The sequence below is a fragment of the Streptomyces sp. DH24 genome (assembly GCF_029813775.1).
GTDB lineage: Bacteria > Actinomycetota > Actinomycetes > Streptomycetales > Streptomycetaceae > Streptomyces.
Map to the genome: position 1 here is coordinate 184,748 of NZ_JARVKW010000007.1, position 12,737 is coordinate 197,484.

General features: G+C 70.3%; 11 protein-coding genes and 1 tRNA gene. 3 read left to right on the forward strand and 9 right to left on the reverse strand.

Going from position 1 to position 12,737, the window contains the following annotated elements; all coding sequences use genetic code 11:
• Positions 1-140: 140 nt before the first annotated feature.
• Positions 141-214 (reverse strand) — tRNA-Met (locus tag QC282_RS08390).
• Positions 215-258: 44 nt separating this feature from the next.
• Complete coding sequence (locus tag QC282_RS08395; RefSeq protein ID WP_279548662.1) at positions 259-3,225, reverse strand: UPF0182 family protein; 2,967 nt, start codon at positions 3,223-3,225, stop codon at positions 259-261.
• A gap of 163 nt (positions 3,226-3,388) precedes the next feature.
• On the opposite strand from QC282_RS08395, the gene QC282_RS08400 reads away from it, so the two are divergent.
• The gene (locus QC282_RS08400; RefSeq protein WP_279548597.1) at positions 3,389-3,931 is read left to right on the forward strand and encodes a PPA1309 family protein; all 543 of its coding nucleotides are present in this window, start codon (positions 3,389-3,391) and stop codon (positions 3,929-3,931) included.
• Positions 3,932-4,025: 94 nt separating this feature from the next.
• Here QC282_RS08400 and QC282_RS08405 read toward each other — a convergent pair whose 3' ends face one another.
• The 4 genes from QC282_RS08405 to QC282_RS08420 form a co-directional block, all read right to left on the reverse strand.
• Entirely contained in the window at positions 4,026-5,123 is a 1,098-nt protein-coding gene (locus QC282_RS08405) for a PDZ domain-containing protein (RefSeq protein ID WP_279548598.1), read from the reverse strand.
• Between the two features lie 68 nt (positions 5,124-5,191).
• Positions 5,192-5,323 (reverse strand): hypothetical protein, encoded by a 132-nt coding sequence (locus QC282_RS08410; RefSeq protein WP_279548663.1) that lies wholly within the window; start codon positions 5,321-5,323, stop codon positions 5,192-5,194.
• A 170-nt stretch (positions 5,324-5,493) separates the two neighbouring features.
• A complete protein-coding gene (locus tag QC282_RS08415) occupies positions 5,494-5,955 on the reverse strand; it encodes a molybdenum cofactor biosynthesis protein MoaE (RefSeq protein ID WP_279548599.1) in 462 nt (153 codons plus the stop codon).
• 135 nt (positions 5,956-6,090) lie between these two features.
• A complete protein-coding gene (locus QC282_RS08420) occupies positions 6,091-7,203 on the reverse strand; it encodes an SDR family oxidoreductase (RefSeq protein WP_279548600.1) in 1,113 nt (370 codons plus the stop codon).
• A gap of 192 nt (positions 7,204-7,395) precedes the next feature.
• On the opposite strand from QC282_RS08420, the gene QC282_RS08425 reads away from it, so the two are divergent.
• Positions 7,396-8,871: a zinc-dependent metalloprotease gene (locus QC282_RS08425; protein ID WP_279548601.1), complete on the forward strand. Its 1,476-nt coding sequence runs from the start codon at positions 7,396-7,398 to the stop codon at positions 8,869-8,871.
• Positions 8,868-9,383, forward strand: coding sequence for an NUDIX hydrolase (locus QC282_RS08430; RefSeq protein ID WP_279548602.1), 516 nt, complete (start codon positions 8,868-8,870; stop codon positions 9,381-9,383). Before QC282_RS08425 ends, QC282_RS08430 begins: the two co-directional genes overlap by 4 nt.
• 90 nt (positions 9,384-9,473) lie before the next feature.
• On the opposite strand, the gene QC282_RS08435 is transcribed toward QC282_RS08430, so the two are convergent.
• From QC282_RS08435 to QC282_RS08445, 3 genes are read right to left on the reverse strand one after another with little or no spacing between them, the layout of a single operon-like run.
• Positions 9,474-10,229, reverse strand: a complete 756-nt coding sequence (locus QC282_RS08435) for an AIM24 family protein (protein ID WP_279548603.1) — start codon at positions 10,227-10,229, stop codon at positions 9,474-9,476.
• Positions 10,230-10,245: 16 nt separating this feature from the next.
• Positions 10,246-10,926 (reverse strand): AIM24 family protein, encoded by a 681-nt coding sequence (locus tag QC282_RS08440; protein WP_279548604.1) that lies wholly within the window; start codon positions 10,924-10,926, stop codon positions 10,246-10,248.
• 14 nt (positions 10,927-10,940) lie between these two features.
• On the reverse strand, positions 10,941-12,674 hold the full coding sequence (locus tag QC282_RS08445; RefSeq protein WP_279548605.1) for a TerD family protein: 1,734 nt from the start codon (positions 12,672-12,674) through the stop codon (positions 10,941-10,943).
• Positions 12,675-12,737 lie beyond the last annotated feature (63 nt).

A 12,737-nucleotide genomic window follows, 5' to 3' on the forward strand; every position in this document is an offset into this window, starting at 1 on the left:
TAAGTCAAACACAGTTCCCCCAACTCCCCACGGCGGCGCGGCCGTCGAAGAAGTCGGCACATGAGTTCGCACGCACAAAAGCCCGGATCCTCGAAGGATCCGGGCTTTTGTGGTCGTGCGGTCGAAACCGCCGACTCCAGTAGCGGGGACAGGATTTGAACCTGCGACCTCTGGGTTATGAGCCCAGCGAGCTACCGAGCTGCTCCACCCCGCGCCGTTGTTCTGCAACCGTATCACGGCGCGGGGTGGGCAATCGGCTCAGCTGCTTTGCGGACTGCCGGAGGGCTTCGGCGACGGACTGCCGGACGGTTTCGGGCTGCTGTCGCCCTTGCCGTCCCCGGCGGCCGCACCGCTGCCCCGCGCGGCCCGGGACTGTGCGTCCTCGGCCCGCTGCAGCGCGTCCTCCAGGTCCTGCTGCGCCTTGCCGTACGCCTCCCAGTCGCCCTTCTTCAGGGCTTCCTGGCCGGCCTCGAAGGCCTTCTGGGCGTCGTCGAGCGCTTCCTGGACCGTCGGGTTGTCGGACGTCGGCGGAGGCGTCGTCTCCTCGTCGCCCTCGTCCGGCGGCGGCTGGGTCGGGGCGCCCGCGGCTCCGAAGACCTTGTCGAGGGCCTCCTCCAGCGTGTCCTCGAAGGCGGTGTTGCCTCCGTAGGTGACCAGCACCTTGCGCAGCAGGGGGTACTTCAGTCCGCCACCGCGCACGTAGACCGGCTCCACGTAGAGCAGTCCGCCGTCGAGCGGGACGGCCAGCAGGTTGCCGTACTCGACTTCGGAGTCGCCGCCTCTCAGCAGCCTGATCGTCTCGGCGATGTCCTGCTCGGAGTTGAACTGGCTCTGCACCTGTTTGGGCCCGGCGGCCGTGGTGCTCGTCGGCAGTTTCAGGATTCTGATGGCGCCGTAGCCGCTGGTGCCCGCCTCGGCGTCGACCGCCATGAACGCGCTCAGGTTGTCACGCCCGTTGGGCGTGAACGTCGTCGTCAGCGAGAACGACTGCGCCTTCTGGTCGGGCATCTTCATGCTGAGGTAGTACGGCGGAACCGCGTTGCCCGACTTGTTGGTCGGGTCGTCCGGCACCTGCCACACCTCGCTGCCGCTCAGGAACGTCTGCGCGTCCTTGACGTGGTAGCGGGTCAGCAGCTCGCGCTGCACCTTGAACAGGTCCTGCGGGTACCGCAGATGAGCCATCAGCGCGTCGGAGATGTCGGTCTTGGACTCGACCGTGCCGGGGAACGCCTTCATCCACGTCTTCAGGACGGGGTCCTTGGTGTCCCACTCGTACAGCTTGACCTCGCCGCTGTACGCGTCGACGGTCGCCTTCACCGAGTTGCGGATGTAGTTGACCTGGTTCTGCTGGGCCACCACCGCGCGGTTGTTGTTGGTGGCGGTCAGCGAGTCGGCCGTCGTGTCGCCGAGCGTCGTCCGCGACGAGTACGGGTAGCCGTTCGTCGTCGTGTACGCGTCCACGATCCACTGGATACGGCCGTCCACGACCGCCGGGTAGGCGTCGCCGTCGATGGTCAGCCACGGGGCGATCGCCTCGACGCGCTCCTTCGGCGTGCGGTTGTACAGGATCCGCGAACCCTCGCCGATGGCACCGGAGTAGAGGATCTGCGGCTCGTTGAACGCCACCGCGTACGCGGCCCGGTTGACCGGGCTGGAGAGGTTGACCCCGCTGTCGCCCTTGTAGCTGTAGGTCTTCTCACCGCTGTCGTCGGAGTAGTCGATCTCCTTCTGGGGACCGCCGACGATCGAGTACGAGGTGGTCTTCTCGCCGTAGTAGATCCGCTGCTCGTACGACCCGAGGTCGCCCTTGGACGGCAGGTCCGACTCGGTGAACTTCGGGCGGCCCTCGGAGTCGGCACTGGTGCCCTCGGCTGCGACGACGCCGTAGCCGTGGGTGTAACGGAAGTGGTCGTTGATCCAGTTGTTCTTCGGGATGCCGTTCAGGTTCAGCTCGCGCAGACCGATGACGGTGTCCTGGTCCTTGCCGTCCTTGTTGTACCGGTCGACGTCCAGGTTGGTCGGGAACGCGTAGTAGTTCCTGATCTGCTGGAGCTGCTGGAACGTCGGGGACACGATGTTCGGGTCGAGGATGCGGATGCTCGCCGTGGCGTCGACGTCGTCGCGCAGCTGGGTCTTGTCCTCGGTCTGGCTCGTGCCCGGGTACTCGGTGACCTTCGTGCCGTCGATGCCGTAGGCGTCACGCGTGGCCTTGAGGTTCTTCTCGACGTACGGGGCTTCCTTGGCCTGCTCGTTCGGCTGCACCTGGAACTTCTGCACGATCGCCGGGTACAGGCCGCCGATGAGGATCGCGGACAGCACCATCAGGCCCAGGCCGATCACGGGCAGCTGCCAGGTACGCCGCCACAGCGTGGCGAAGAACAGCAGCGCGCAGATGACGGCGATGCAGAACAGGATGGTCTTGGCCGGCAGGTAGGCGTTCGCGTCGACGTACCTCAGGCCGGTCCAGTTGTCCGTGGCCTTGAAGTCGCTGGACTTGACCGCGAGTCCGTACCGGTCGAGCCAGTAGGCGACCGCCTTCAGCGCGACGAACACACCGATGAGCACCGACAGGTGGCCGGTGGCCGCCGCGGTGGCGCGGGCGCCCGGGCTGGTGACGCGCAGGCCGCCGTACAGGTAGTGCGTGAGCGCGGCGGCGATCACGGAGAGGATCACAGCGGCGAAGCCGAAGCCCAGCAGGAACCGGTACCAGGGCAGGTCGAACGCGTAGAAGGACACGTCCAGCTTGAACTGGGGGTCCTTCTCGCCGAAGGACACGCCGTTGACCCACATCAGCCAGGTCCGCCACTGGCTGGAGGCGGAGGCACCGGCGATGAGACCCACCAGGGCGGTGATCCCGAGGAGCAGCCACTTCTTGTACGGGTTGATGCTCATCCGGTAGCGGTCGAGGTTCTGCTGCTCGGCCGACATGGCGCTCAGCGGGGGCCGCAGCCGGTGGGCCAGCCAGATGTTGAGCCCGACGGCGACGGCCATCAGCAGACCGAAGACGAAGAAGAGACCGATCTTGGTCCACAGGGTCGTCGTGAAGACCGACGAGTAGTCCACCGAGCGATACCACAGCCAGTCGGCCCAGAAGCCCGCGAACATCGTGAACGCCATGAGAAGCACGGCGAGCACGCCCAATGTCATGAGCAGGGTCCGGACACGCCGGGACGGGCGGCCCACTCTGATCCGTGGCCCCGTCGGGCCTCCGCCGCGGTCCGGCATCTGGAAAGCCAAGGTGCGCACCTCGAAGTCGCTGTTGATCCGTCAGGCCCGCGTGTTCGTGGACCGTGTGTGCGGCCCCTGATCGCGGGCCCCACACCTATGCAACTTACTCACCCTTTACTCGGTTCCCGATTCCGGGCGGGAACGAGGCAGGATTGTGACCATGTCCAACACCCCCATGGCGGCGAGTCCGCTCACCCGGGCCGTACTGGAGATCGACGAGTACGTCTCCGGCCTCGGCTGGGACCAGCCCGCCCGCCTTTTCGCTCTTGTCGACACCGCACGGCTGCGGGCCGAGCAGCCCACGCTGGCGGACCGGCTCGGTCTGCCGGATGAACAGGAGTCCTCCGGCCTCACCCCGATCGAGCAGGACGAAATTGCAACGGACAAGCCGCTCGACGAGTTCCTCGGCACCATCGCCTGGCCCGACGCGGTGGCGGGCTGCGCGCTCGCCGTGGAACGCCTGATGCTGCCGCCGTCCGCCGAGGCGCAGGTCCCGCAGGACCTGAACGAGGCACAGCTGACGAAGTGGGTGGCCGAGCACCCCGAGCGTCAGGAGGTCCGGATGACGGTCGCGGTGCTGCGCGACGGCGCCCGCGAGTCGGCCCTGCGGCTGCGCGCGAAGGACTCCCCGACGGAGGTCCTGACGGGGTCCGACCTGGTGCCGGGCCTGGCGGAGGCACTGGCGGCGACGTTCGAGGACTGAGCGGTCCGGTCGTCACTCACGTGGCTGGGGCGCCCCGCTCGGTGCGGGGCGCCCCAGCCACGTACGGGCGGCCGTCGGCCGGGCGGGGCCGCGGTCAGCCCTTGGCCGAGCACACCGGCAGGTCGGCGGTGTCCCCGGCGCGGATGTCCTTCAGGGCGTCGAGGGCGTCGTCGATGGTGTCCACCTTGACGAGGGTGAGCCCGTCGGGGGTGTCCCTGGCGGCGGTCGCGCAGTTGTCCGCGGGCGTGAGGAAGTACTCGGCGCCCTTGCTGCGGGCTCCCACCGTCTTCATCTCGATGCCGCCGATCGGCCCGACCTTGCCGGCGTCGTCGATCGTCCCGGTGCCGGCCACGAAGGTGCCGCCGGTCAGGCTGCCCGGGGTGAGCTTGTCGTAGATGCCGAGCGCGAACATCAGACCGGCGCTCGGGCCGCCGACGTCGGCGAGCTTGATGTCGATCGTGAACGGGAACGTGTGGTCGGTCCCGGCGGAGATCCCGACGATGGCGCGCTTCTCGCCGTCGTCGTCGGACGTCGCGGTGGTGATGGTGACGTTCTCGGTCTTCGCCGTCGCCCGGTTCTCCTTCTCGGCGGCGGCCTGCTCCTTGGCGGGCACGATCGTGAAGACGGCCTTCTCGCCCGGCTTGTGCTTCGTCACCAGTTCGGCGACGTCCGCGGGCTTCCTGACCGTCGTGCCGTCGACCGCCTTGATCACGTCACCGGCGTGCAGCCGGCCCTCGGCCGGGGAGTCCTTCACGACCGTCGAGACGATGACCCAGGACTTCACCGGGATGCCGAGTTCCTTCAGGGCGGCGACCTTGGCGCTCTCCTGGGACTGGCTGAACTCCTCGGCGTTCTCCTGGGTGGACTCCTCTTCCGTCTTGCCGTCCGGGTAGAGGGTGTCGTGCGGCACGACCTTGTTGTCGTGGGCGAGCCAGCCGTACACGGCCTCGACGAGGTTCATCCGGTAGTCGGCGCTGGTCACCCGCACCGTGGTCATGTTCAGGTGCCCGCTCGTGCCGTACGTCTTCCGTCCCGAGATCCGCAGAACCGGCTCGCCGTCGTGCTGCCCCAGGGTGTTCACCGTCGGCCCCGGGGACATCTCCGCGTACGGCACGGGGATGAACACTCCGACGCACAGGAGTGCGATCAGCATCAGGGTGGAGGCGAGCATCGTCGCGGTGCGGCGTGGCATGGCACGACAGTACGGGACGCTCCTGTCAGGTGACCGTCAGGGCCGTCCGCACGGGCGCCCGGCAGCGCTCAGCCGCGCGGGCTGGTCCGCTCCATGGCCTCGCGGAACCGGGCGTACCCGATCAGCTCGGGCCCGTCGCCGCGCACCCTGCGGGTCCTGTGGGCCCAACTGCCCCACAGACTCGCGCCGATCGCAGCCACAAGCGGAATCAGCAACCAGGCAAGCGCCGCCATGCCGACCTCCCAACCCCGTATGCGCGTCCGCAACTGACTGATCAGCAGATTAACCATCCGCAGTGACAACGCTCACGCCAGGGGTGGGGTTACGCAACCGGAGGCGCCCGGAGAGGGCCCGGCGGGCGGGGTCCCGCTCAGCAGGCGCCGACCCACTCCTCGGTGCCGTCGGAGAACGTCTGGTGCTTCCAGATGGGCACCTCGTGCTTGAGGTCGTCGATCAGCTTCCGGCAGGCCTCGAAGGCCTCCCCGCGATGCGGGCAGGACACGGCGACGACGACGGCGAGGTCTCCGACCGCCAGCTCACCCACCCGGTGGACGGCCGCCAGGGCCCGCACGGGGTGATCGGCGACGACCTTCTCGGCGACCCGCCGCATCTCGGCCTCGGCACTGGGATGGCACGAGTACCCGAGCCGGTCGACGTCCGCCCCGCCGTCGTGGTTGCGCACGGTGCCGACGAACAGGGCCGTGCCGCCGGCGGCGTCGTCGCCCACGGCGCGGAAGACCTCGTCCACGGAGAGCGCGCTGTCCCGGACGGCGATCAGCTTGATCGGGTCCTGCGCCGCCTGCTCACCGGGGTGGTCGTTGGTGGGTGCCATGCCCTCCATCGTGCACCACACCGCCGACAACGCGGAATAGCACCATCCTCCCGGCACATGTGCGTGCGCGTTGGAGCCTTGTCCAACACACCGGGACGAGGGGAAGACGAAGGGAAGGCGGGTGCGGGACGGCGCTCAGATCCGCCGGCGCGCCTTCCGCGCGCGCCGGACCACCGCCGCCGCGCCCAGCAGCGCCACGGTCGCTCCCGCGGCACCGGCGGCCGTCGCGTCCTTGCGGCCGAGCCGCCGCCCGGCGACGGTGTGCCGTCCGGAGACCTCCTCCAGCAGCTCGGCGAGCACTTCCTCGTTGGTGTACTTCGGCCGCCACCCCGCGTCGTGCAGCCGGCTCCCGCTCACCACCCACGGGTACATCGTGTACGCGAGGTCCCCGGCCGGGGACGGCGTGAGCCCGATCCGGTGCAGCCGGGCCGCGGCCCCCAGCGCGACGGTCGACGGCAGCTCCATCCGCCGGATCCCGCTGAGCTCCTCGACCTCCTCCTGTTCCAGCCATCCGTCGCACCCGACGGCGAGCTCGCCCTCGGCCTTCTCCAGGACGGCGTACTCCAGGGCGCTGCACAGGTCCTCGACGTGGCAGAACTGCCAGGCGGGCCGCGACCCGGCGACGACCAGCAGGCGCGGCGACTCGAAATACCTGGTCAGGGCCGTGTCGGTGCCGCCGACCAGGACGGCCGGACGCGCCACGGTCACATTGAGCCCCGGATGCGCCCGGGGCGCCCGCCGGGCCAGCCGCTCGATCTCCAGCAGATCACCGACGCCGGTGGCCTCCGCCGTGGCCCGCAGCTCGGCGTCCTCCGACAGCGGCAGCTCGTTGTCCGGCAGCGCGCCGTACACCATGGCCGAGGTGCACAGCACGACCCGGTGGACACCGGCCGCCGCGGCGGCCGTCAGCACCGTCTGCGTCCCCCGGACGTTGTAAGCCGTCCGGGCAGCCGCGTCGGTCTCCAGATCGAGGTCGAGCGCGAGGTGCACCACCACGTCGGCCCCGCGGAGCTTGTCGGCGATGGCCGGGTCCCGCACGTCGAGGATGTGCCACTGCGCCGCCTCGCAGTCACCGCGCCGTTCGTCGATGGCGACGACCTGCTTGATCTCGTCCGACGCGGCGAGCCGCTCGGTGAGCAGGGCCCCGACGCCGGACGCGGCACCGGTGACCGCCACGACGGGCCCTCTGGGCACGGGACTGGTTGACTGGTTTCGCGCTGCGCGAACCTGCGGATCTGGGGAACTCACCGGGCGTCTCCAGAGGTTGTCTTCAGTACGTACGCGCGCTGCGCGTGCGTACCAGGTGGCATCCATCCTGCCGCAGGCCGTCAGTCGGCGAAGCACCGAGGCCCGATCGGCCGCGGGTGTCTACGCTGGGTGGTGTTGTCGGGCAGCCGTGCCGCCGGAAAGAACCGGCGGCCTTACCAGCCGAGGAACCCCGTGAGTGACACCCCATTCGGATTCGGCCTTCCGCCGGAGGAGCCGGACGACGGCGACGAGGGCAAGAAGAAGGACCAGCAGAACGGTGGTGGTCAGGACCCGGCCAACCCGTTCGGTTTCGGGCTGTCCGGAGCCGGAGGCTTCGGCGGGCCCGGCGCGGACAATCCGTTCGCTGCCATGTTCGGCTCGCTGAACCCCACCGACCTGGGCGCCGCTTTCCAGCAGCTGGGCCAGATGCTCTCCTACGAGGGCGGCCCGGTGAACTGGGACATGGCCAAGCAGATCGCCCGCCAGACCGTCTCCCAGGGCACCTCGGACGGCGTCAAGGACGCGAGCGTCGGGCCCGCCGAGCGCACCGCCGTCCAGGAGGCCGTCCGCCTGGCCGACCTGTGGCTCGACGACGCGACGTCCCTGCCGTCCGGCGCGGGCTCCGCGGTGGCCTGGAGCCGCGCGGAGTGGGTCGAGGCCACCCTGCCCGCGTGGCGGGAGCTCGTCGACCCGGTCGCCGAGCGCGTCGGTACCGCCATGGGCGACGTGCTGCCCGAGGAGATGCAGGCCATGGCCGGCCCGCTGATCGGCATGATGCGGTCGATGGGCGGCGCCATGTTCGGCACGCAGATCGGGCAGGCCGTCGGCGTGCTCGCCGGCGAGGTCGTCGGTTCCACCGACATCGGCCTGCCGCTCGGCCCGGCCGGCCGAGCCGCCCTGCTGCCGGTGAACATCGAGGCGTTCGGCAAGGACCTGGGCGTGCCCCAGGAGGAGGTGCGGCTGTATCTCGCCCTGCGCGAGGCGGCCCACCAGCGCCTGTTCGCGCACGTGCCGTGGCTGCGGTCGCACCTGTTCGGCGCGGTCGACGGCTACGCGCGCGGGATCAAGGTCGACACGGCGAAGCTGGAGGACGTGGTCGGCCAGTTCGACCCGCAGAACCCCGAGCAGCTTCAGGAGGCGCTCCAGCAGGGCATGTTCCAGCCGGAGGACACGCCCGAGCAGAAGACCGCCCTGGCCCGTCTGGAGACCGCGCTGGCCCTGGTCGAGGGCTGGGTGGACGCGGTGGTGCACGCCGCCGCCAAGCCGCGGCTGTCCTCTGCGGACGCGCTGCGCGAGACGCTGCGCCGCCGCCGTGCCTCGGGCGGTCCCGCGGAGCAGACGTTCGCCACGCTGATCGGCCTCGAACTGCGCCCGCGCCGGCTGCGCGACGCGTCCCGGCTGTGGGCGTCGCTCACGGACGCGCGCGGTGTCGACGGCCGGGACGCCTTGTGGGCGCACCCGGACATGCTGCCGACGGCGACCGACCTGGACGACCCGGACGGCTTCGTGCACCGCGAGCAGATCGACTTCTCCGAGCTCGACAAGATGCTCGGCGAGGCGGCCGGCAAGCCCGACCTGGGCAAGAAGGACCAGGACAAGGGCAAGAGCGGCGAGGCGACCGGCGAGGCAAGCGAGGACGACACGCGCAAGGGCGACGACGCCGAGTGAGCCTGCACGACGACGCGGTCCTCGTACTCAAGGCCTACGAGGACCAGGAGGAGCTGCGCCAGGTCTACCTGGACCATCTCGCCGCCCACCCGGACGGCATGTGGAAGGCCTGCTCGGACGGTCACATCACGGCGAGCGCCCTGGTGATCGATCCGTCGCGGGAGCGGGTCCTGCTGACCCTCCACAAGAAGATCCGCATGTGGCTGCAGATGGGCGGTCACTGCGAGCCGGGGGACGCGACGCTGGCGGCCGCAGCCCTGCGGGAGGCGAGCGAGGAGTCCGGCATCGAGGGGCTGACGCTGTTCGCGGGCGGTCCGGTGCGCCTCGACCGGCACCGGACGCCCTGCGCCTGGCACCTGGACGTGCAGTACGCCGCGCTGGCCGCGCCCGGGTCGGTCGAGGCGATCAGCGACGAGTCCCTGGACCTGCGCTGGTTCTCGTACGCGGAGGTCGCGGACGTGGCCGACGACTCGGTCGTACGACTGCTGGAGGCGACGCGCGCGAGGCTGTGAGCCCGGGGCTCACAGCCTTTCGGGAACGTGTAAGGGGCGACCGCACATGCGAGCGCCCCTTACGTTTGCGTCCGTCTGTTTTCCGGACGGTCAGTTCCAGACGTTGCCCTGGTTCTGGCCGCGGGCTCCCTGCTGTCCCATGCCGTACTGCGCGGCGACGCCCGACCCGACCTGGGCGTTCTGCGGCGGCAGCAGCTCGCTGGGCTGGACGAGGGCGAAACCGGTGCCCATGAAGCTGAGCTCCCAGCCCTCGCCGGTGCTGCCGCGGCGCCGCCACACTCCCGAGGAGTGGGTCTGCGCCTGCATCTGCACCCGCAGGCTCGTGGACCAGGCCACGATCGCGTCGGCGTCGCAGTTGACGTACCTGTCGGGCGTCACCTGCATCATCAGCGGCATGCCAGAGGTCATCAGCGCGACCTTGCCGCGGCCGGTGATGTTGAGCTGGTACTTCCCGGAGCCGGAGATGCCGTAGAGGCTGTCCACGGCGATGACGTCGTAGTGCAGCCCGGAGTCCATCGCCAGCACGTAGCTGCTGTCGACGGTGAGGCCGTCCTGGTCGACGTCGACCAGGTGCACGTGCTGCTTGAGGTTGGCGAGGTAGACCGTGCCCTGCCCGTGGCAGCGCATCAGGTCCAGGCCCTCTCCCGTGTGCGCACGCGTGCGTGCCTGGTCGTTGGCCTGGTACTCGGCGTCGAACTCGACCATGCCCTGGTAAGCGACCATGGTGCCCTTGCGGGCGAGGATGTCGTCGTGGCCCTCCAGGGTGACGCGGAGCATCTGCTTGTTCTGCAGGCTCCAGCGCTCCTGGGACTGCTGGTCGTTGTAGGCGAAAATCGGGCTCTGCATGGTGTGGTGCTCCCCCTCAGCCCCGGACCCGGAGACGGTCGGTGCTGTCCTCGCTGGGCTGGACGACGACGATGCCCTGACCGGAGAAGGCCATCTGGTAGGCCTCGCCGCTGCCGCGGCCGATCAGCGACTGCGCCTTGAAGCTGCGCTTGCCCTTCACCTTGAGGTTCGGGGACCAGGCGACGAGCGCGTCCGGGTCGACGTACGTCTCGTCCTCGCCACCGCCGCAGTCGACGACGATGGGCTTGCCCCGGGAGGTCAGCGCGACCCAGCCCTGCCCGGAGATCCTGGTGTTCCACAGGCCCTGCCCGGCGAACTTCGCCAGGCCCTTGACCCGCTCCACGCCCCACTGCAAGTGCGCGTCGAAGGCGAGCAGGTTGGTGGCGTTGACGGAGATCCCGTCGCCGTTGAGGTTGATCACGACGACGTTCGCGCCGTAGTCGGCGAGGTAGAGCAGGCCGTCGCCGGAGCACTTCATCAGGGGCGCGCCCTCGCCGGTGACCCAGTCACGGGCGATCTGGCGCACGGCCGGCGGGTTGGGCTCGTACTGGACGAAGCCTTCGTAGGCGACCATCGAGCCCACGCGCGCGAGGAGGTCGTGCCCGGTCTGCATGGCGACCTTCAGCATGTGGTTGCCGTGGTTCTCCATGCGGGCGGCGACGGGTGCGGGGGCGTAGCCCGCGAGCGGCTGGTTCATGAACGGGCTCTCCCTCAGATCTCGTAGGGCTGGACGATGACGAAGCTGCCGGGCGCCGCGCGGAACTGCAGGTTCACGCTCTCGCCGGTGTCGCCGGGATAGGCGTTGCGCCGCAGTCGCACCTGGCTGGAGACGACCACCTGCGCGGCGGCCGACCAGGCGACCACGGCGTTGCAGTCGGCGAACGTGGTGGGCGTGACGGGCAGCACCACGGGGGTGCCGTGCGTCTTCACCACGATCGTGCCGGTGCCCTGGAACTGCATCGTGAACAGCGCGCCACCCGGAATGCCGTGCCCCTCGATGCGACGGACCTCGTACTGGAGGGTCTCGTCGAACGCGAGGACGTTCTCCGCGGAGACGCACACGGCGTCGCCCTGGAGCTCGATGGGGTGCAGCATGGTCGAATCCTCGGCGAAGAACACCTGGCCCTGGCCGGAGCAGCGCATCAGCTGCATCTCCTGGCCGGTCGCGTTGCCCACGATCCGGCCGGAGAACCCGGCGCCCTTGTAGCTGAAGTCGACCTTGCCCTGGTAGAGCACCATGCTGCCCTGCCGGGCCAGCACGGACTGCCCGCCGACGCCGAGGTCGACGCGGACCATCTTGCGGTTCTGCGGCGTCCAGCGCTGGCCGGTGGGCGTCTCCCGGAACTGCTGGAGCGCGGCGGCCACGCCGGGGCCCTGCGGTGCGCCCTGGGGAACCGCGTGCGGCGCCGGCTGGCCCGGGGCGCCCGAGGGCTGGCCGTACGGCGGCTGCTGACCGTAACCCGGCGGCGGGGTCGGCTGCCCGTACCCGGGGGGCGGCGTCGGCTGGCCGTAGCCGGGCGGCGGGGCCGGGGCATGCGGGGCCTGCGGCTGGGCGTAGCCCGGGGGCGGCGGAGCGCTGGGGGCGGGGGCCTGGCCGTAGGGCGGCTGCTGCCGGCCGGGCTGGCCGTAGGGCGCGGGTGCCGGGGCCGGGGGCGGCACCGGGGAGCCGCCGGGCGGGGTGTGCATGGGCGCGACGATGGTCGGCGCCGTGTGCACGGGCGGCGTCGCGCCGGGCGGCGGAGGCGTGGCACCCGGCGGGGGCGCGAAGGGCGCCGGCGCGGGCGCCGGGGTGGGCGCGGGCGCGGGGCCGCCGGGAGCGCCGAAGGCGGGCGGCGCCGCCGACTGTCCGCCGGGCGGCGCGAAACCGGGGCCGGCGCCAGCCGGTGCCTGCGTCTGCGGCGCGGCGGGCGTCTCCTCCTCGGCCACCTCTCCGCCGAAGTTCTTCAGCAGTGCGTCGAGGCCACCGTCGAAGCCCTGGCCGACGGCGGCGAAGCGCCACACGTCCTTCAGGTAGAAGTCGCCCAGCATCACGGCACGCTCGGTGCTGAACTCCGCGCCGCTGAACGGGTATCGGGCCACTTCCTCACCGCCCGCGACGATGCGGAGGTAGCCGGGGCCGACCTGCGACATCTGTCCGGCGCCGTCGATCGTCGCCGTGAAGGACAGCTTCTGGATCTGCGGCGGGATCCGGTCGAGGGTGACGCGGAAGGACTCGGTGTCACCGGCCTGCGCGCCGAGGAGCTGGATGGACTCCTCGGGCGACTTCGGCTGGTTGTAGAAGATGAAGTACCGGTCGTCGGAGAGCCGCTCGCTCGCGTCGAGACCGAAGCAGCTGATGTCGAAACTCAGCCCGGGCCCGGAGATCTGCACGCCTACGTACAGATCCGTTCCCGCCGTGAGATCACTGACCCTGGCCTTGTGGCCGCGTTGGAATTCCCTGGCCATGCGTAACGACCGTCCCCCATCCCGAAGTGAGTGCGTCGCGTCAGGCTAACGGCAAAACCGGAC